At 63.7% G+C, this 19,393-nt stretch carries 14 protein-coding genes and 1 pseudogene; 8 read left to right on the forward strand and 7 right to left on the reverse strand.

Features of this window, described 5'->3' with window-relative positions; translation table 11 throughout:
* Positions 1–125: 125 nt before the first annotated feature.
* From ASD04_RS14730 to ASD04_RS14745, 4 genes and pseudogenes are all read left to right on the forward strand, one after another.
* Positions 126–635, forward strand: a pseudogene (locus ASD04_RS14730) (amidohydrolase family protein); the annotation flags it as partial.
* An 80-nt stretch (positions 636–715) separates the two neighbouring features.
* The gene (locus ASD04_RS14735) at positions 716–1,840 is read left to right on the forward strand and encodes a C4-dicarboxylate TRAP transporter substrate-binding protein (protein ID WP_056258495.1); all 1,125 of its coding nucleotides are present in this window, start codon (positions 716–718) and stop codon (positions 1,838–1,840) included.
* A gap of 73 nt (positions 1,841–1,913) precedes the next feature.
* Entirely contained in the window at positions 1,914–2,411 is a 498-nt protein-coding gene (locus tag ASD04_RS14740) for a TRAP transporter small permease (protein WP_056258497.1), read from the forward strand.
* A complete protein-coding gene (locus tag ASD04_RS14745; protein WP_056258498.1) occupies positions 2,408–3,712 on the forward strand; it encodes a TRAP transporter large permease in 1,305 nt (434 codons plus the stop codon). The genes ASD04_RS14740 and ASD04_RS14745 overlap by 4 nt, the downstream gene beginning before the upstream one ends.
* A 34-nt stretch (positions 3,713–3,746) precedes the next feature.
* On the opposite strand, the gene ASD04_RS19480 is transcribed toward ASD04_RS14745, so the two are convergent.
* The gene (locus tag ASD04_RS19480; protein WP_156461268.1) at positions 3,747–3,926 is read right to left on the reverse strand and encodes a hypothetical protein; all 180 of its coding nucleotides are present in this window, start codon (positions 3,924–3,926) and stop codon (positions 3,747–3,749) included.
* Between ASD04_RS19480 and ASD04_RS14750 the strand changes: the two genes are divergently transcribed.
* Positions 3,925–8,307: a VWA domain-containing protein gene (locus ASD04_RS14750; protein ID WP_056258502.1), complete on the forward strand. Its 4,383-nt coding sequence runs from the start codon at positions 3,925–3,927 to the stop codon at positions 8,305–8,307. The two genes, ASD04_RS19480 and ASD04_RS14750, sit on opposite strands and share 2 nt — an antisense overlap.
* Positions 8,308–8,514: 207 nt before the next feature.
* Here ASD04_RS14750 and ASD04_RS14755 read toward each other — a convergent pair whose 3' ends face one another.
* The 6 genes from ASD04_RS14755 to ASD04_RS14785 form a co-directional block, all read right to left on the reverse strand.
* Complete coding sequence (locus ASD04_RS14755; protein ID WP_056258509.1) at positions 8,515–9,261, reverse strand: ribonuclease activity regulator RraA; 747 nt, start codon at positions 9,259–9,261, stop codon at positions 8,515–8,517.
* 28 nt (positions 9,262–9,289) lie between these two features.
* Entirely contained in the window at positions 9,290–10,444 is a 1,155-nt protein-coding gene (locus ASD04_RS14760; protein ID WP_056258514.1) for a mandelate racemase/muconate lactonizing enzyme family protein, read from the reverse strand.
* A 2-nt stretch (positions 10,445–10,446) separates the two neighbouring features.
* The gene (locus tag ASD04_RS14765; protein ID WP_056258517.1) at positions 10,447–11,532 is read right to left on the reverse strand and encodes an ABC transporter ATP-binding protein; all 1,086 of its coding nucleotides are present in this window, start codon (positions 11,530–11,532) and stop codon (positions 10,447–10,449) included.
* A gap of 11 nt (positions 11,533–11,543) precedes the next feature.
* Positions 11,544–12,428, reverse strand: a complete 885-nt coding sequence (locus ASD04_RS14770) for a carbohydrate ABC transporter permease (RefSeq protein WP_056258518.1) — start codon at positions 12,426–12,428, stop codon at positions 11,544–11,546.
* Positions 12,429–12,703: 275 nt separating this feature from the next.
* Positions 12,704–13,663: a sugar ABC transporter permease gene (locus ASD04_RS14780; protein WP_156461269.1), complete on the reverse strand. Its 960-nt coding sequence runs from the start codon at positions 13,661–13,663 to the stop codon at positions 12,704–12,706.
* A gap of 79 nt (positions 13,664–13,742) precedes the next feature.
* Positions 13,743–15,146, reverse strand: coding sequence for an extracellular solute-binding protein (locus tag ASD04_RS14785; RefSeq protein WP_244488341.1), 1,404 nt, complete (start codon positions 15,144–15,146; stop codon positions 13,743–13,745).
* Between the two features lie 366 nt (positions 15,147–15,512).
* Between ASD04_RS14785 and ASD04_RS14790 the strand changes: the two genes are divergently transcribed.
* From ASD04_RS14790 to ASD04_RS14800, 3 genes are all read left to right on the forward strand, one after another.
* The gene (locus ASD04_RS14790) at positions 15,513–16,217 is read left to right on the forward strand and encodes a GntR family transcriptional regulator (RefSeq protein ID WP_056258524.1); all 705 of its coding nucleotides are present in this window, start codon (positions 15,513–15,515) and stop codon (positions 16,215–16,217) included.
* A 118-nt stretch (positions 16,218–16,335) separates the two neighbouring features.
* Positions 16,336–17,691 carry a mandelate racemase/muconate lactonizing enzyme family protein gene (locus ASD04_RS14795; protein ID WP_056258527.1) on the forward strand — a complete coding sequence of 452 codons (1,356 nt, stop codon included), beginning with the start codon at positions 16,336–16,338 and terminating at the stop codon, positions 17,689–17,691.
* 158 nt (positions 17,692–17,849) lie between these two features.
* Entirely contained in the window at positions 17,850–19,052 is a 1,203-nt protein-coding gene (locus tag ASD04_RS14800; RefSeq protein WP_056258529.1) for a mandelate racemase/muconate lactonizing enzyme family protein, read from the forward strand.
* Positions 19,053–19,393 lie beyond the last annotated feature (341 nt).

Genomic DNA, 19,393 nt, shown 5'->3' on the forward strand with positions numbered 1-19,393 from the left:
GCCGTTGACCCCCGAAGAGATCAGCAGTCTCTAATGGCTGCATCAACAGGCCGGACAGAAGACTGCACCCGACCAATGCGCCAGAACGTCGAATTATCTCTTGCAATGCGGGAGCCATCCACAGAGGCGTTCGGGGCTTCAAGTTCCACCCGACCTACCAGGCCTTCTACCCAAATGACCGCGCGGCCTATCCCCTCTACGAGGCGATCCAGGAAGCCGGTGTGCCGGCCCTGTTCCATACCGGCCAGACCGGGGTGGGCGCCGGCATGCGCGGAGGCTATGGCCTGCGCCTCAAATATTCCAACCCGATGTATATCGACGACGTCGCCGCCGATTTCCCCGACCTCAAGATCATCATGGCCCACCCCTCCTTCCCCTGGCAGGAAGAGGCTCTGGCCGTCGCGACCCACAAGCCCAACGTCTACATCGACCTCTCGGGTTGGTCGCCGAAATACTTTCCGCCGATCCTCGTTAAATACGCCAACAGCCTCCTCAGGGAGCGGATGCTGTTCGGCTCGGACTGGCCCGCCATCCTGCCGGATCGCTGGCTCACCGATTTCGAGAAACTGGATATCAAGCCGGAGGTTCGACCGTTGATCCTCAAGGAGAACGCGCGCCGCCTGCTCGGAATCTAACCACAAGACCGCAAAAATGCGGCTGGAGACTAGAAACCAAGAGAGAGTGCGGTCGGATCCTCCGGCCGCGGGAGGACAGAATGAATAAGCTTGCAAAACTGCTCGCCGTTGCGTCGCTGGCCGCTATTGCTGCCGGCACCGCCGCCGATGCGCGTGAACTGCGTCTCGCTTCAGGTGCGCCGCCGGCCCACCCGGCGACCGACCCCATGTATAACAGCTTCATGGAATTCCTGCCCGAAGAGACCAATGGCGAACTGACGGGCCTGATGATCGGCCCCGAAGTGGTCGGCATTGTTGCCGTCAAGCAGGCGCTGCAATCTTCGCTGGCCGAAGTGGGCAACGTGCTGCCGCTCTTCGCTGCGGGCGACCTGCCCAATACGGTGTTGACGGCCGATCTGGCGTTCCTTGCTACCACGCCCCATGCCATGGGCGCGGCGGTGACCGAATATGTGGTGACCTGCGAAGAATGCCAGGCCGAGTTCAAGGCCATGGGCGGCGTATTCCTCGGCGCCGGCTCGTCCGACATCTACGTGCTGCTGACCACCAAGCCGGTCAATTCCCTGGCCGACCTGCAGGGCCTGCGCCTGCGTTCGGGTGGCGCACCCTATGCCCGCTGGGCCGAAGCGCTCGGCGCCGCACCGGCCCAGGTGCCGGTCAGCGACACCTTCGAATCCATGTCCCAGGGCGTGCTCGATGGCACCATGGCTTCGGTGTCGGACCTGATCTCCTATCGCCTGGTGGACGTGGCCAAGTATATCATCGACCTGCCGCTCGGCACCTATCACACCACGTCCAACTTCACCGTCGCCAGCGGTACCTGGGCCGAACTGACGCCCGAATTGCGGGCCGGCCTGACCCGCGCCGCCAACCGCTCCAGCGCGCTCTTCACCCAGAGCTGGGGCTATGACCGCGCTGCCGCTGCCCGCCAGGCCGCGCTCGATGCCGGCATGGAGATCATCCCGGCCAGCCAGGACCTGCTCGACGCCACCAACGAGTTCCGCTTCACCGACGTTGCCTCGGCCATCGAGGTGGCCGAAAGTCAGCTCGGCGTCACCGGCGCGGCCGAAAAGATCGCCCGCTTCCAGGCCCTGGTCGAAAAGTGGACCGCCATAACCGACGCCGCCAATGGCGATGTCGATGCCATTGCGGCGGCCGTGCAGACGGAAGTCTGGGACAAGGTGGACTGGTCCACCTACGGCCTCTGAGCCACGAGCCCGTGGGTGGTGATCCGCCCGCGGGCATCTTTTCCCCGATATCGACTTCGTGGAGTCAAAAGCGATGCGCGAGAGTCTTGACCGGCTGGTCGTCCGGATATCCGACGGCCTGGCGCTGCTGGCCGCCGTTGGCGTGGTGGCGATGCTGGTTCACATCACGGCCTATGTCGTCATGCGGCAGCTCACCCATTCGCCGGTTCCGGCCACGGTGGAGATCGTGTCCTACTACTACATGATCCTCATCGCCTTCCTGCCCCTCGCCTGGGCGGAGCGGCGCGGCGAGATGATTTCCATCGAAATTCTCGCGCCGCTGATGAAGGGCCGCATCGGCCGCATCAATGAGATATTCGTCGCCCTGGTGACCGCCGGTGTCTATGCCGCGCTGACCTATACGACCTGGGTGGTGGCCATGCGTGAATTTTCCGCCCGCAGCTTCGTGCTTTCCCTCAGCGTCGTCATACCCGTGTGGCCCGGCTACTTCGTGCTGCCCGTCGGTTTTGGCTTGGCAGCACTGGTCACGCTCTATCGGGGCCTGATGCCCAAGCAAGGAACAGCGGAATGAACCTCACTCTTGGTCTTGCCGGCCTCGCCTTCCTGTTCGTGCTGCTGGCGCTGCAGGTGCCTATCGCCATTGCCATGATGGCCATCGCCTTTGCCGGCGTGTGGGCCATGCTGGGCCTGGCGCCCGCCATCGGCATCCTCGCCAACACCCCCTACGAATTCATCGCCAGCTGGACGCTGTCGGCCGTGCCCATGTTCCTGCTGATGGGCTTCATCGCCTATCACGGCGGGCTGACTTCGGGCCTGTTCGATGCCGCCAAGCTCGGGCTGCGCAAAGTGCCGGGGGGGCTGGGCATTGCCGCCATCGTCGCCTGCTCCGGCTTTGCCTCGGTCTGCGGATCGAGCCTGGCCACTGCCGCCTCGCTGGGCCGCATCGCCATCCCCGAAATGGTCCGCGCCGGCTACAAGCCCAGTTTCGCCACCGGCGCCCTGGCGGCGGGCGGCACCATCGGCGCGCTGATCCCGCCCTCCATCCTGATGATCATCTATGGCGTCTTTTCCGAAACTTCGGTGACGGCGGTCTTCATGGGCGGCGTTTCGGTGGGCCTGCTGACGGCGGCGAGTTACATTCTCGTCATCGTGCTGATCGCCTGGCTACGCAAGGATATCATCCCCGCCAAGGCGGTGGGTGTCGACGAGCTCGATGGCCGCAAGGTGCTGCTCAATGTCTGGCCGATCCTGGCGCTGATCCTGCTGGTTTTCGGCGGACTGTTCTCGGGCCTGTTCACCGCCACCGAGGCCGGCGCCATCGGGGCCGCGGGCGCCATCGGCCTCGTCGCCATCACCGGACGGCTCAAATGGGCCGTGCTGCGGCAGTCGATCCTCGAAACGCTGGGCACCTGCGCCTCGCTGTTCATCATCGGCGTCGGCGCAGTGATGTTCACCCGCTTTCTCGGCCTCAGCGGCGCCGCCGGGCTGATCAGCGGCGCGGTGCAGAGCTATGATCTCAACTATTTCGAGCTGATGTTCGTCATCGTGGTGATCTATCTGATCCTGGGCATGTTCATGGAGCCGTTCGGCGCCATGCTGGTCACCCTGCCTGTGCTGATGCCAGTGCTCGATGCGCAGAACATCAACATGGTCTGGTTCGGCGTATTCCTGGTCAAGCTGCTCGAAATCGGCATGATCACGCCGCCTTTGGGCATGAACGTCTTCGTCATCCGTAACGTCGCCGGCGAATATGCGTCGCTGACCGACGTGTTCAAGGGCGTCACCCTGTTCCTGCTCGCCGACCTGGTGGTCGTCACCGCAATCGTGGTGTTCCCCGATATCATCCTGTTCCTGCCCGAAATGGTACGTTAGGCTCCTCGGGGCCTAACATCTTGCTGCGCCAGTATTATTCCAGCGACTGAAAGTTCTTGGAATAATAATACTTGATTGAATATTTGATCGGGCGTTGAGTAAGCGCCGTGGTCGCGGGAGCTGGATTGTCATCTGCTTGGCCGGCGTCGTTGCCGTAACGACGCCGCGCCGTGCCGATGGGCATGGCCAGACCCGGACGACGGGGGACAGCCATGCTCAGAACGCTCTTGCTTGCCATGCCGATTGTTCTGGCCGGTCCCGGCGCCGCCCTCGGCCAGCAATTGCCCGCCGGCATCATCGATCTCGGCGATGCCGTGGTGACCGGCTTTTCCGGCACCGTCGCGCCCGATCCGCTGACCTTGCCCGACGATGCCCAGCCCATCGACGAGACGCTGATCGATCTCGACGGCATTGCTGCCCGCATCGTCGGCCTCGCCGCGCCCGGTTATATCTGGGACGCCCGCGCCTCGGTCGCGCCTGATCTGCATCTGGTGCTGGCCCGCGACGTCGGCCAGGTCTTCGGCGTCACCCTCGACGATGCCGAATATCCCAATATCTATCTCACCGCGACCTCGGCCTATGGCCTGCCCATCGTCGCAGCCGATACCGACAATGATGGCCGCCCCGAGCGCCTGCTCGAAGGCGAACCGGGCGCCACCTTCATGCCCGGTCTCTGGGGGCCCGACGGCGGCCCCGGCAGCATCTGGAAGGTCGATGGCGTTACCGGTGCGGTCACGCTCTTTGCCGATGTGACCCTCGATGGCGCCGCCAATCCCGGCGCTGCCCTCGGCAATATCGCCTATGACGCGGCCCATGCGCAGCTTTTCGTTTCCGACCGTGCTACCGGCATGATCCACCGCTTCGGTCTCGATGGCGCCGAGCTGGAACTTTTCGATCACGGCGTCGCCGGCCGCGGTGCCGCCGGCCTGCCGCCGGTACCCTATGATCCGGCCGGCGCGCTCGACATCACCCGGGGCGATTTCGATACCGAGGACCCCGACAGCTGGGGCTATGCCGACCCCGACCGCCAGGTCTGGGGTCTCGCCGTGCATGATGGCCGCCTCTACTACGCGGTGCTCGATGACAGCCAGGTCTGGTCGGTCGGCATCGACCCGCAAACGGGCGCCTTCGCCACCGATCCGCGCTGGGAACTCGACGTGCCCAAGCGTCCCTCCAAGCTCCCCGTTAGCGATATCGTCTTCACCGAATTGGGCGCAATGATCCTGGCGCAGCGCGGCGAGATTACCGCCACCTATGACTATACCGGCTTCGCCGAAACCGGCGAGGCGCGCACCTATCGCTACTGGCTCGAAAGCCCCGACGACCCGGCGACACCCGGCCGCTGGATCGAAGAGCCTGAGGAATATGCCATCGGCTTCGGTGGCGACAACCGGCGCAGCGAAGGCGGCGTGGATATCGGCTACGGCTATGACCAGAACGGCCTCCTCGATCTGACCTATTGCCAAGCCTCCCTGCTCAGCACCGCCGACGACCTGCGCCAGGACGACGACCTTGCCGACCAGTTGTTGGCTGGCGGCCCCCTGGCCATCGACGGGCTGCAGGTCGGACCCGCCGGTCCGGTCAAACCCGAAAACACCCCGCCCTGGTTCAGCTATATGCTCGATCTCGGTCCGCTCCCCGGCACCACTGAGGTCAACGGCCACGAGGGCGATGTGGCGGTCTACCGCCGCGGCTGCGGCGCCCCACCCTATATCGGCACCTATGGCGGCGCCGGCTACGAAACCGATCCGCCCTATGTCAGCTATCCCGAAGACCCGGAACATCCCGACACGCCCGACGAGCCTGATGATCCCGAGGATCCCACCTGCCTGGGCGATGACTGTGCGCTGCCTGAATTCGACATAATCAAGACCTGCCAGGCCTGCGCCATCGATCCCGAAACCGGCCTGCCGCGCTGCCTGTGCCTCATCACCGTCACCTCCAACGGCGTGCCCTTTGCCGGCGACCTGGTGGTGGACGAGCAGATGATGTTCGGCAGCAATCTGGCCAGCCAGACCATCATCTCGCTCGGTTCGGCCGATCCCTGGACCTGCACCCAGCCCCCCTTCGCCCCCGCGGATCCGGCGCAATGCAGGATCGACTGGCAAAGCCTGTCCGCGCTGGGAAACAGTTCGTCGATCGCGGTCGAGATCGAACTGCCCGACCAGGGTGCTGCGGTCGACGCCACCAATTGCGCCCTGCTGACCCTTGATGACGATGAGGTCGGCTATTCCTGCACCGACCTCGTCAACGAGGAACTCCGCGATATCGACGTGCGGCTCGACAAGACCTGGGAACCCGGCGCCGTGGCCGGGGCAGGGACCTTCGTGCTGACGGTCGGCAATGTCGAGGATGCCTTCGACGCCACTGCGGCGCTCAGCGTCACCGACACCATTCCCGCCGGCATCACCATCACGGCCGCCTCCGGCGCCGACTGGACCTGCGCCCCCATCCCGGCCACCGGCCCGGCCAGCATCACCTGCCAGTTCACCGGCAGCGGCATCATGGCCAGCGGCGCCACCTCCGAAATCCGGCTCGACGCCACCATCGACGAAACAGGCACGTTCGAAAATTGCGCCACCGTCGGCGTGCTGCCCGCATCGGGGCTGGCCGACAGCTACGGTCTCAACGACGAAAGCTGCGTCACCGTGGTCGAGGACGACGACGATTTCGATGAACCCGACGACGAACCCGAATACGATCCGTCCTGCGGCACCAATGTCATCTTCGTGGTCGACGAATCCCGTTCCATCGCCGATGCCAACGCCACCTATTACGTCAACAATGCCCTGACCAATGCCGCCAATATCTTCAACAGCAACGGCGCGCAGGCCGCGGTGATCCGCTTCTCGGACAGTGCGGTGGTCAGCTACCCGATGGGCTCGGGCACCTTCCCGCTGGTGACAAACGGCTACAACCCCGCCGCCGGCGGCGGCACCAATTGGGAAGCGGCCCTGCTGGCGGCCAATGGGCTGCTGCCCAGCCCCAATACCATCATCGTCTTCATCACCGACGGTACCCCTACCGCCTATCTCGATGGCAGCGGCAATGTCGCCTACACCACCAATTCGGTGCTGGCGACCAACGAAGCCATCGCGGCGGTCAACCTCATCTACGGCCAGGGCACGCCCATTGTCGGCATCGGCATCGGCAGTGTCTCGACCCATCTCGATGCACTGCTGGGCACCAGCTCCCTTTCCAGCAGCTATGGTTCGCTCGATGCCGATCTGACCACGCTGGCCCGCAATGCCTGCGCCGATCTCTACCTCACCAAGACCATCAATCCTGGTTATGTCGACTTCCACTATGTCAGCGGCGACGTCATCGCCACGGTGACCCTCTCGGTCACCAACACGTCGACATCCGCGCTGACCAGTGTGACGGTCGAGGACGAACTGCCGGTCGATCTCACCAATCCCACCGCTTTCAGCCAGCCGGCGACGGTCAGCGGCAGCACGGTGAGCTGGACCATTCCCACCATCGCCGCCGGCGCCACCGCCACCCTCAGTTTCCAGACGACGCTGGTGCCCAATCCGGCCCCGACGCCCAACTGGCGGTGCCTGGCCAATTACGCCCAGGTGACCGCATCCGACAGCGCGCTGAATTCAGTCCCCGGCAACATGGCCAGCGCCCTGCTTGGCCCGGTGCACGAGCATGACGAGGCCTCGGCCAGCCTCTGCGTCCGCGACAAGGAGCCGGTGACCCCGCCCGATTGCGGCTCATCCTATCTATGGGTGACCAAGAAGACCGATTTTCCCGAAGTCTGCGTCCCCGGCGGCAGTCCCGCCTGCAGCTTCACCATCACCGTGCGGGCCCAGTGCAAGGATTTCAGCGGTCCCGTGCTGTTCGGCGACGGCGTTTCCAATGCCGGGACCGGGGTAACCGCCCCGATTTCGAGCATCACCAATACGGCCCTGCCCACCATCTGCGCATGGCCTGCCGATTGGAGCGGCACTTCCACGCCATCGGAGTGCCTGGCCAATCTCAGCCTGCCGGTCAACCAGTCCATCACCTTCTCGGTGACGCTGGATGACCCGCTTCCTGCCGGCAGCGGCTATCGCAACTGCTTCGTCGCCGATGGCAAGACCACGGTGCCGCCAGACTATGAAGCGGCGCTTGCCGACGTGAACCCGACCACCGCGCCAACAGGCGGGCAATGGGGCAATTGCGCGCCCTTCAGCGTCGCCGGTCCTCCCCTGCCGATTCCGCGCCCGCCGCAGCCCGATGACAAGCGCGCCATCTCCTGCAACGCCCCGGCCCAGCCCAGCGCCGATGGCACGGTCTGCATCTGCCCGCGCGGCACCAGGGCGCAGGGCAACCAATGCGTCGCCACCGATGAGCCCCCGGTTCGGCCCGAGCCCATCCAGTGCAACCCGCCCGCCGTGCCCAACAATGCGGGAACCGCCTGTGTCTGCCCGCCGGGCACCATCCCCCTCGGCAATCGCTGCATCACGCCCGAACTGCCCGATGTTCTGGTCCCCAAAGCTGAACCCAAGCGTGAACCGGAGCCGCGCAAGGAACCCGCCGCCCCGGCCGCTCCGGCAGCGCCTGTTCTGGTCCTGCCCAAACTGCCCGGCGGCCTGTTCGGCGGTTGAGGAGGTGGCGCCGAAGTCACCTCTCCCCTGAGGGGAGAGGTCGGCGCGCAGCGCCGGGTGAGGGGTTCAGCGCCGCGTCTAGCGCTATGCCATTCCCCGCACTGAACCCCTCACCCCACCCTCTCCCCTCAGGGGAGAGGGAGCCCGCGCTCAGTGAGCGATGGAATTCCTCCATAGGGCGATAGCCCTACCGTCGAGGGGCAGCGTTTAGCCGTGCTTGACCGGATTGAGCTTGCGCCAGGCCTGGTATTCTTCCTGGGCATCGGCATGGAGCGGGTAATAGCGTTGCAGCGACGCCCCCTCCATCAGCTTCATGCGGGAAAATTCTTCCCACTCGGCATGCGACTTGCCCTGCTCGATGACAGCTTCGGCCATCGACACCGGAACGACCACGGCGCCGTCGTCGTCGGCCACGATGATATCGCCCGGAACGACGGTCACGCCGCCACAGGCAATCGTGACGTTGACGGCATTGGGGTAGATATCCGTCTGCACGTGGTAGTTGGGCGACCAGCCTTTGAGCCACAGCGACAGGTCGAGCTTCTCCACATTCGGGCGGTCGCGCATCACCCCGTCGATGATGATGCCGGCGCCGCCGCGACCCTTGAAATAGGTGCTCATCATGTCGCCGAAGATGCCCGAGCGCATGTCGCCGCGCGCATCCACCACCACCACGTCCCCTTCCTGCACATGATAGAGCACATGCCGATGCAGCTGCGTTTCCGGGTCGGCATATTCGCCTTCGCTGAACAGGTCCGGCCGCTGCGGCAGGCATTGCAGCGTCAGGGCCGGGCCGCAGATCGATTTGCCCATGGTCTGGGGCAGGATGCCGGTCATATGCGGGTTGCGAAAACCCATATGACCCAGCGTGCCGGCGATGGTCGCGGCACCGAGGTCTTTCAGCCCCTCGATCAGGTGCCGGGGTGGCCGCGTGATATCGGCGGTCTTGATCATGCTTGGTTCCTCCACTGCGTGCTGAAGCTTACCAGTTCGTCACCGAACCGTCTGCCCGCCGCAGATGCGGCGCTTCCCAGAATTTGAAGCTCTGTTGCTTCACCAGCGCCTCATCCACCTCCACGCCCAGCCCCGGCGCGTCGCTGACCTCATAGACGGCGCCGTTGAGCCGCGGCTGGGTGATGAAAATCTCGGCATTGTCGAAGCCATGATAGAGCTCGCCCGGCGTTGCGCGCGTTTCCAGCCAGGCGAAATTGGCCACTGCCGCCGCGAAGTGGATAGTCGCCGCGGTACAGATCGGCCCCAGCGGATTGTGCGGCATCATGTCGACATAATGCGCCTCGCTCCACCCGGCCACTTTCATCGCCTCGGTCAGCCCGCCGACATTGCACACGTCGATCCGATTGAACTGGTGGATATCGCGTTCGATATAGGGCAGGAACTGCCACTTGCTGGCAAATTCCTCGCCGATGGCAAAGGGCACGTCGGTCAGCTTGCGCAAAGCTTCATAGGCTTCCGGCGTTTCGTCGCGGATCGGTTCTTCGAGGAAATCCAGCGTGCCCGATGGCATTTTCTGGCAATAACTCGCCGCCTCCGCCACCGACAGCCGATGGTGGTAGTCCACCCCCAGCACCACGTCCGCGCCCAGCGCCTCGCGCGTCTTGATGCACCATTTCGCCGTCTCGCCGATGCTCTGGCGCGGCTCGTAGATCTCGGGATTGCCGTGGCCATGCGGAAACAGCCGAATGCAGTCCCAGCCCATATCCATCAGCTCGCGCGCCTGCTCGATCATTTCGGGGCCGCACGGTCCCCTGGTGGTGGCAAAGGTCGGAATCCGGTCGCGCTGCTTGCCGCCCAGCAATTGATAAACCGGCACGCCGAGCGCCTTGCCCTTGATGTCATGGAGCGCGATATCGATGGCCGAAATCGCGGCGGTGAGCACCCGCCCGCCCTCGAAATACTGGCTGCGATACATTTCCTGCCACAGCGCCCCGATCGCCATCGGATCGCGCCCGATGAGAAATTCCCGGTAATGCTCGATGGCCCCGGCCACCGCCTTTTCGCGGCCCGATAACCCGCTCTCGCCCCAGCCATAAATGCCCTCGTCGGTCTCTACCTTGACGATGAGCTGGTTCCGGATGCCGACCCAGGTGGGGTAGGGGATGATGGCCGTGATTTTCATTTCTAGATCGCCTTCAGCGCCATCGTCGTCTCGGCATCGAACAGGTGCATACGCTCCTGGTCGAATTCGATCCACACAGTCTCGTCGGGCTCGATCCTGGCGGTCGGGTCGAGGCTGATGTTGACCACCGCGCCATTGATGAACACCTGCGCGAAGGTCACGTCGCCGGTGGGCTCCACCGTATAGATCTTGCCCGGCACCGCCCCCGGCACCGCCGCCTTGTGCAGTTTCAGCGTCGAATGCCGCGCGCCGAGCACGATCTTGTTCGTGCTCGAATTGGCCGCCTTGCGCGCATTGAGTTGGGACAGCGGCAATTCCCAACCCTCCGGGCTCCGCAGCGCATTCCCCGCCGCTTCGAGCGGGATCAGGCTCATCGCCGGGCTGCCGACAAAGCTGGCCACGAATGTATTGACCGGGTTGGCGAACACATTAGCCGGCGTGTCGTATTGCTGCAGCAGGCCCCCGCTCATCACCGCCATCTTGTCGGCCATGGTCACCGCCTCGAGCTGGTCATGTGTCACATAGACCACGGTGGCATTGAGATTGTGGTGGAAGCGCTTGATCTCGCTGCGCATCTGCACCCGCAGCTTGGCGTCGAGGTTACTCAGCGGCTCGTCCATCAGGAACACTGCCGGATCGCGCACCAGTGCCCGCCCCAAAGCCACGCGCTGCTGTTGCCCGCCCGACAATTCGCGCGGCTTGCGCTCCAGCAGGTGGGTGATGTCGAGGAGCTTGGCCGCATCCTGAACCTTGCGGTTGATCTCCTCCTTGGGAAGCTTCCGCATCTGCAGCGGGAAGGCCAGGTTCCTGTAGACGGTCTTGTTGGGATAGAGCGCGTAGTTCTGGAACACCATGGCGATGTCCCGGTCCTTGGGGTCGAGATCGTTGACCACGCGGTTGCCGATGGAAATATCGCCGCCGCTCATCGGCAGCAGCCCCGCGATCAGGTTGAGCGTCGTCGTCTTGCCGCACCCCGACGGGCCGACCAGCGCGACGAATTCGCCGTCATTGACGGTGAGCGAGACATCGTTGACGGCATAGAGATTGCCGTAGGTCTTCATGACATTCTGGAGGACGACCTCGGCCATCAACGGATCTCCTAATGTTTGACGGCGCCTTCGGTGAGGGCTCGCACGAAGTATTTCTGCAGGACCAGGAACATCACCACGACGGGCACGCTCATGAGGAAAGTCGCCGCCATCAGGCCCGGCCAGTCGGTGGCGAATTCGGTGAAAAACCGCTGGATGCCGACCGGCAGGGTCATCTGGTCGTCGCGCGACAGGAAGGTGTAGGCATAGACATATTCGTTCCACGCCCCGATGAACGAGAAGATCGAGGTGGCGATGATGCCCGGCGTCGACAGCGGCATGACGATCAGCAGGAACGCCTGCAACCGCGTCGCCCCATCGATCCGCGCCGCCTGTTCGAGCTGGATGGGGATGTTGTCGTAGAACCCCTTGAGCAGCCATATCGACAGCGGCAGCCCGAAGGTCAGGTAGGTCAGGATCAGCGAGCCGTGGGTATTGACCAGCCCCATCCACCGCATCAGCAGGAACAGCGGCATCAGGAACACCACGGCCGGGAACATGTTGCGCACCAGCACCGCGAAGAACATGAAGTTGCGGCCTGGAAAGCGGAAGCGCGAAAAGGCATAAGCTGCCGGCACCGCCACCACCACGCCCAGTATCGTGGTCAGCAGCGAGACATAGAAGCTGTTCCAGAAGTAGCGCAGGAAATCCTGGCCGATCCGCTCATTGGGGTTGAGCAGCTTGAAATAGCTGTTCAGCGTCGGCTCGGCCGGCCACCATTGCGGCGGATACTGCATCGCCGCGAATTGCGACTTGACCGAAGTCAGGATCATCCAGGCCATCGGCAGCACGGTGAACAGCAGCAGGAAGGTGAGAAACACCCGCCCCGCCCAGCGCCACCAGTCGACAGATTTTTTCACCACGGGGCGGATGCGGGACGCGGTTGCATCGGTCATGTGAGGGCTCCTGGAAAGGATATGGCGCAGGTCTGGCCAAGACCGGTGCGCGGCACCCTCGCCTCAAAAATCACGATGTCATCCCGGCGAAGGCCGGGATCCATCCTGAGATTCATCCACCTCCCTCTCGCGTTGGGCGACCTCAGGATGGATTCCGGCCTTCGCCGGAATGACACAGTGATTGGGAAGGCAATGCAGGCAAAACCCGCCCCGTGAACGATTTCCGGCCAAAGATAGAAGAACGACTGCGATAACTGTGCCCGAACCGCCATCGCTCAGCCTCCCGCCCGGTTTTCGTCGCCGCGCGTCAGCGCCTTCACGTAGAAGTAGCCCAGCGTCATCATCACCACGAACAGGATCACCGCATAGGCCGAGGCCACGCCCCATTGCTGCCGCCCGAAGGCGAGCTGGTAGATATGGGTGATCCAGATATGGGAGGCGTCGGCCGGCCCGCCGCCGGTCATCACGAAGGGGATGATGAACGAGTTGAAATTGGCCACCATCAGCAACAGGATCGTCACCATCGACACGCCCTTGAGATGGGGGAAAGTGACGTGCCAGAAGCGGTCCCAGGTATTGGCGCCATCCACCATGGCGGCGCGATGCAGCTGGTCCGGCACCGTCTGCAGCCCGGCCATCAGCATCACCATGGCGAAGGAGAATTCCTTCCAGATGTTGACCACGATCAGCGAGGCCAGCACGGTCTGCCGGTTGTCGAGGAAATTGATCGGCTCGTCGGTAAAGCCCAGCGCCACCGAAATCGCCCCGATCACCCCGAAATCGGAGTGATAGAGCCATTTCCACACATAGGACGCCGCCACGGCGCTGATTACATAGGGGATCAGCAGCAGCGCCCGCAGCACGCCGCGGCCGACAAATTCGCGATGCAGCGACAGCGCAGCGCCCAGGCCCAGCAGAAATGAAAACACCGTCGAGGCGAGGGTCCAGATGATGGTCTGGATGGTCACCTCATGGAACACCGACGAGTTGAGTACGGTCGAATAATTGCTCAGCCCGGTCCAGATCTTGTCCTTCATCTGCAGGTTGGGCGGCGTGCGGAAAAAGCTCAGTTCGATCGTGTAGTAGATCGGAAAGGCGATCACCACGAGCATGACGATCAGCGCCGGCAGCACATAGAGATAATCAGCCCGATGCTTGATGATGCGGCTGACGATATTGGGTTTTTTCCGCGCCGCCCTGGTGATCGGTGGCCCTGCGGCTTGTCCCGTTGCCATGCTCAGGCCCGTCCTTTCCTTCGATGGTCGAAAGCACCGGCGGCACCTTGGCGCCGCCGGCATGGGCAGGGAGGAACCTTTAGAGACCGCCGCCGAGCAGGGCGTCGACCTTGGCGGCTGCGTCGGCTGCCGCTTCATCCACCGTCATGCGTTCGGTCAATGCGTTCTGCAGCATATCGGGAACGATGATGTTCATGATCTCGGTCGCCTCGGGGATGACCGGGAAGGGGATGCCGCTGGGCAGCATGGATGTGGTGACGTCGAGGAACTTGATGGTGTCGAGGCGTTCCTTCATCCATTCGGTCTTGAACCCGGCCAGGTTGCCGGGGTTGGACCCGGTCCAGGCCAGCTTGGTCGACCATTCCGGGCTGTTCCAGAAGCAGGCAAAGGCCTTGGCTGCTTGTTCATCGAACCCGCCCTCGACATACTCTTCGTTGATGAAGTGCATGTTGGAGCCACCGAACACCACGGCGCGGCGCGCCGGGCCTTCGGGGATGAGGCCATAGCGCATATTGGCCACCACGGTATCGGCGACCTCCTTGTCGGCGCCGGTCGCCTGCCCGGCCAGGTCCACCATCTTGGCATATTCGGACGGGTGGGCGATCATCATGGCCAGCTGGCCGGCGATGAAGGGCGACTGGTTTTCGTTCTGCGTATTGGTCAGCGCCGAAGTCGGCACTGACTTGTCGCGGACATACATGTCGAATGCCGCCTGCAGCGCCGCCTTGGCGCCGTCATTGTCGAGATAGGAATCCTGGTAGGATGGGCTGGCCTCGGCTTCGTCCAGCGCGCCGCCGCCATAGGCCCAGAGCTGGGGCATGAAGCGGAACGGCGTATTGCCGGCATTCTGCCGGGCCACCAGGCCGTAGCCGGAAATGCCCAGCTTGTCGTGGATGGTCTTGGAATAGGTGACCACGTCATCCCAGGTCGCCGGGGGGCTTTCCGGATCGAGTCCGGCCCGCTCGAAGATATCGGCGTTCCAGATCATCGCCATGGTTTCGTTATTGGTCGGCACGCCATAGGTCACGCCGTCCCAGGTCACCGATTTCATGGCGCCCGGCCAGAAATCGGCGGTCGGATAGCCGATATCTTCCGGCGTCAGCTCCTGGAAATAGCCCTTGGAGGCGAATTCCACCCCGCCCAGGATTTGCAGGCGCACCACCATCGGCCCGGCATTGCCGAGCAGGGTGGTCCGCAGCCGGTCGAGCAACTGGTTGTAGTCGATGTTCTGCGCGTCGGTTGCGATATTGGGATAGGTCTTGGCCCAGGCGGCCCAGAATTCGTCGTTGATCGTGTGCTCGATCTGCGGCGAGGCTTCGGTCGGGCCGGTCCACCAATAGGTCAGCCTGCCGGTATAATCGAGTGGCACCACATCGGCGCAATGGCCGGCCGTATCGAAGGTCTCGGTGCCGGCGATGGACCTGATATAATCCGGCGACCACTGGCTGAGATCGACCGATTGGGCATAGACGGTGGTCGACATCAGCGATGCGGTCGTCACGGCGGCAATGGCATAGGCAACGACCTGCCGATGCAACGTCGGGCCCGGCCGCGTGACGCGGCCTTGCATGTCAGTCATCGATAGTCCTCCTCACATTCGGAAGACCGTCCAGCCCCTCGGCCGAACCTGGGCTTCCTCGCAGCTCTGCTGCGCCTCCTCAGAAGTGCAGGCATCGCGCTAGCGCTAACAACCTGCAGTCGGGGCGGGCCTTGGTGACCCATGTCTCTCCCGGTCCGAACACTTCCAGACCAGAACTTGTCTGTCAATATCGAATGGATCGTACATTATTTCGTTATTTTGACGTGCTAACCGGCTTGGCTTGTCCCGGAAAGCCGCCTAAACAGGGTTATGAGCGAAACTGACGTCCCAATCGCGCCGCCCAGAAGCGCAAACGATCCACAGGTCTCCGTGTATGAAATGATCCGCGAGGACATCATCTCGGCCCGGCTGCAACCCAATGCCCGGCTCAAGGTCGCCGATCTTGCCGCCGCCTACGGCACCTCCACCAATCCGGTGCGCGAAGCGCTGCAGCAATTGCGCGGCGAGGGCTTCGTGGTGATGGAGCCCAATCGCGGCGCCCGCGTCGTCGCCATCGACGAGGACTTCGTCCGCGACATCATCGAGATCGAGATGCTGATCGAGCCGGCGCTGACGCGGTGGTTCGTCACCATCGCCGCCGATACCGATATTGCCGACCTCGAAGCCGCCCAGACCGAGATCGAGGCGCTCAATTTCGCCGATCCCCGCCAGCATGGCGAGCTCGATACGAGGTTCCACCAGCTTATCTACGATCGCCACTACAACCGCCATGCCGCCGGGCTGTGGTGGAAGCATCGCGAAATTTTGCGCGCCATCAGCCGCCGCTTTCCCACCTCGCTCAGCCGCCGCCAGGCCGTGTTGCGCGAGCATCGCGAATTGATCGAAGCCATCCGCGCGCAGGACGCCGACCGCGCCGCATCCGTGGTGGCCCGCCACGTCGAAGGCTCGGGCCGCCACATCATCGAACAGATGGGCGTCGCCAAGAGAAACGGAGCCCGCAGGAGCGGCGGGTAGCGTTCGGAGTTTTCAGTCGGCCTCCCTCCCCCTTGAGGGGAGGGCCGGGGAGGGGGTGGTTGTGTGATCACCGAAGGACCCCCTCCCTCGGGGAACAGACAATTGAGGGAAGGTTTTCATGACGAAGGAATTTGCCGAAACCATCGAGAACAATGTCCGCATGAGCTCGCGCCCGAGCGACTTGCGCATCACCGATATCCGCGTCGCCGAAATCGTCGGCGCCCCCTTCACTTCGGCTTTGCTCAAGATTTACACCAACCAGGGCATTGTCGGCCTGGGCGAGGTGCGCGACGGCGCCAGCGCCACCTATGCGCTGATGCTCAAGAGCCGCCTCCTGGGCGAAAATCCCTGCGATGTCGATCGCCTGTTCCGCCGCATCAAGCAGTTCGGCGGCCATGGAAGGCAGGGCGGCGGCGTCTCGGCCATCGAGATCGCGCTGTGGGACCTCGCCGGCAAGGCCTATGGCGTGCCCATCTACCAGATGCTGGGCGGCAAGTTCCGCGACAAGGTGCGCGTCTATTGCGATACCGATGCCGAAAAGCCCAGCGGCACCGAGACCGGCAGGCGCCTCAAGGCGCGCATGGATCTCGGCTTCACCTTCCTCAAGATGGACCTGGGGCTGATGCAGATAGCCGATGTGCCGGGCGCCGTCGTCGCCCCAGCCGGCTCGCTCGAGGCCTATCGCATCCATCCCGGCCGCGGCCCGGTCAAGTCCATGGACGATCGCCGGGCGCGCAACGCCGTCTACGATACCCACAATGTGCGCCACCCGTTCAGCGGCCTGCATTTCACCGACAAGGGCATCGACCTGCTTGAGCAGTATATCCACGAAGTCCGCGAGGTCATCGGCTACGAAGTGCCGCTGGCCATCGACCATGTCGGCCACATCTCGCTGCAGAACGGTATCCGCCTGGCCCGGCGCATCGAGAAATACGTCCCCGCCTGGCTCGAGGACGTCATCCCCTGGCAATATACCGAGCAGTACCGCCAGCTTCAGCAGGCGACCACCGTGCCGATCTGCACCGGCGAGGACATCTACCTCAAGGAAGGCTTCGAGCCGCTGCTGCAATCGGGCATTTCGGTCATCCATCCCGATCTGCTGACCTCTGGCGGGATCCTCGAAACCAAGAAGCTCGGCGACGCCGCGCAGGATCATGGCGTCGCCATGGCCATCCACATGGCCGAAAGCCCCATCGCCGCCATGGCCGCCGCCCATGTCGCGGTGGCCACCGAGAATTTCATGGCGCTCGAATATCACAGCGTCGAGGTCGACTGGTGGGACGATATCGTCACCGGCCTGCCCAAGCCGCTGGTCAAGGATGGCTTCATCGAGGTGCCCGACAAGCCGGGCCTCGGCATCGACGACGTGGTCGACGAGGTCATCAGCCAGCACCTGCAACCCGGCGTCACCGGCATCTGGCAACCCACCGACCACTGGGACGAGGAATATTCCTGGGACCGGACATGGAGCTAGCAACGCCGCGCTGCCAATCGTCCCCTCTCCCCTCAGGGGAGAGGGTCGGGGTGAGGGGTTCACCCTCTCGGCTCGAGCACCAGGTCTGAACCCCTCACCCGATGCTTCGCATCGACCTCTCCCTCTCAGGGGAGAGGTGAAGAAAAGGAGCAAAAGACATGAAGATCACCGACCTGCGCTGCGCCGTCATCGGCCGCCACCCCATCGTGCGCATCGTCACCGACGAGGGGCTTTACGGGTTGGGCGAGGTGGAATTCACCAAGCCCTATCTCAAGCCGTGGGTGCTGCATTTCCGCGAGGCTCTGCTCGGCGAGGACCCCACCGATGTCGAGCGCTGCATGCTGAAAATCCGCCAGCGCGGATCGTTCAAGCCCTATGGCGCCGCCGTCTCGGCCATCGAGCATGCCTTGTGGGACATTGCTGGCAAGGCCGCCAATGTCCCCGCCTACAAGCTCCTCGGCGGCAAGGTGCGCGACAAGGTGCGCGTTTATAACGGCTCTATCCGCAGGAAGCGCAGCGGCGACCGGCCCGAGGACTATGCCGCCGACGTCAAGTGGATGATGGAGCAGCCGCAGAATTTCTTCATGGTCAAGCAGGGCATCTCCTTCCACTCCAACATGAAGGACAATGTCGAGGACTTCCATTATGGCGTCCGCCAGAAAAAGGCCGGCTATCACGGCGCCATGGACCAGGGGCAGATTTCCGAGCGCGGCTTCAACCACATGCTCGATTGCGTCGCCGCCATGAAGGAGGTGCTGGGCGACAAGGTGTCCCTCGCCCTCGATTGCGGTCCCGGCTGGTTCCTCAACGACGCCATTCGCTTTGCCCGCGCCGTCGAGAAATACGACCTGATGTGGCTCGAGGACATGCTGACCGGCGATTACGTTCCCTGGGTCAATCCCCAGGCCTATCGCGAACTCACCACCTCCACATCCACGCCCATCCATACCGGCGAGCAGATTTACCTCCGCCACAATTTCAAGGAACTGATCGAAACCCAGGCCGTGCGCGTCGTCGGCCCCGATCCCGCCGATATCGGCGGCATAGCCGAGCTCAAATGGGTGGCCGAGCACGCCTATATGCACTCCATCATGATGGCTCCGCACGGCACCGCCAACGGCCTGCTCGGCCTCGGCGCCCTCATCAATGTCTGCGCCACCCTGCCGGCCAACTACATCGCCTTCGAATATCCCAGCGCCTCCGACCCCTGGTGGGAAGACATCGTCATCGGCCTCCCCGATCGGATCGTCATCGACAGCCATGTGGACCTGCTGCCGGGTCCGGGGCTTGGGCTCGATATCGACCCGGAAGGGGCCAGGAAATACCTGCTGGAAGAGGATGCGGGGTTTTTCGCGCCGTAGCACCGAATTATCAGTCGTCACCCTCCCCCCTTGCGGGGAGGGGCAGGAGGGGGTGTTTGGCCCCGATATTGGGGCTAACCGCCCCCCCTCCCAGCCTCCCCCGTCCAGCAGGGCTATCGCATATGGAGTGAAGCGCAAGTCACCTCTCCCCTGAGGGGAGAGGTCGACCCGAAGGGTCGGGTGAGGGGTTCAGCGCCGCGTTGGGCACCGTGCTTACACAAGCCCTGAACCCCTCAACCCACCCTCTCCCCTCAGGGGAGAGGGAGCCCGCGCCCGGTGGAGCCGTCATATGCGATAGCCCTGCGTCCAGGGGGAGTGCCGCGCGGTGGGAGCGGGGCGAC

This window comes from Devosia sp. Root436 (assembly GCF_001426345.1).
In the GTDB taxonomy this organism is placed as follows: domain Bacteria; phylum Pseudomonadota; class Alphaproteobacteria; order Rhizobiales; family Devosiaceae; genus Devosia.

Bases quoted from the DNA above. Each gene is read 5' to 3' on its own strand.
- ASD04_RS14790 (WP_056258524.1), top strand. From the start codon at position 15,513: ATGAGCGAAACTGACGTCCCAATCGCGCCGCCCAGAAGCGCAAACGAT.
- ASD04_RS14770 (WP_056258518.1), bottom strand. From the start codon at position 12,428: ATGACCGATGCAACCGCGTCCCGCATCCGCCCCGTGGTGAAAAAATCT.
- ASD04_RS14735 (WP_056258495.1), top strand. From the start codon at position 716: ATGAATAAGCTTGCAAAACTGCTCGCCGTTGCGTCGCTGGCCGCTATT.
- ASD04_RS14755 (WP_056258509.1), bottom strand. From the start codon at position 9,261: ATGATCAAGACCGCCGATATCACGCGGCCACCCCGGCACCTGATCGAG.
- ASD04_RS14760 (WP_056258514.1), bottom strand. From the start codon at position 10,444: ATGAAAATCACGGCCATCATCCCCTACCCCACCTGGGTCGGCATCCGG.
- ASD04_RS19480 (WP_156461268.1), bottom strand. From the start codon at position 3,926: ATGGCTGTCCCCCGTCGTCCGGGTCTGGCCATGCCCATCGGCACGGCG.
- ASD04_RS14800 (WP_056258529.1), top strand. From the start codon at position 17,850: ATGAAGATCACCGACCTGCGCTGCGCCGTCATCGGCCGCCACCCCATC.
- ASD04_RS14795 (WP_056258527.1), top strand. From the start codon at position 16,336: ATGACGAAGGAATTTGCCGAAACCATCGAGAACAATGTCCGCATGAGC.
- ASD04_RS14740 (WP_056258497.1), top strand. From the start codon at position 1,914: ATGCGCGAGAGTCTTGACCGGCTGGTCGTCCGGATATCCGACGGCCTG.
- ASD04_RS14745 (WP_056258498.1), top strand. From the start codon at position 2,408: ATGAACCTCACTCTTGGTCTTGCCGGCCTCGCCTTCCTGTTCGTGCTG.
- ASD04_RS14780 (WP_156461269.1), bottom strand. From the start codon at position 13,663: ATGGCAACGGGACAAGCCGCAGGGCCACCGATCACCAGGGCGGCGCGG.
- ASD04_RS14765 (WP_056258517.1), bottom strand. From the start codon at position 11,532: ATGGCCGAGGTCGTCCTCCAGAATGTCATGAAGACCTACGGCAATCTC.
- ASD04_RS14785 (WP_244488341.1), bottom strand. From the start codon at position 15,146: ATGTCGACCACCGTCTATGCCCAATCGGTCGATCTCAGCCAGTGGTCG.
- ASD04_RS14750 (WP_056258502.1), top strand. From the start codon at position 3,925: ATGCTCAGAACGCTCTTGCTTGCCATGCCGATTGTTCTGGCCGGTCCC.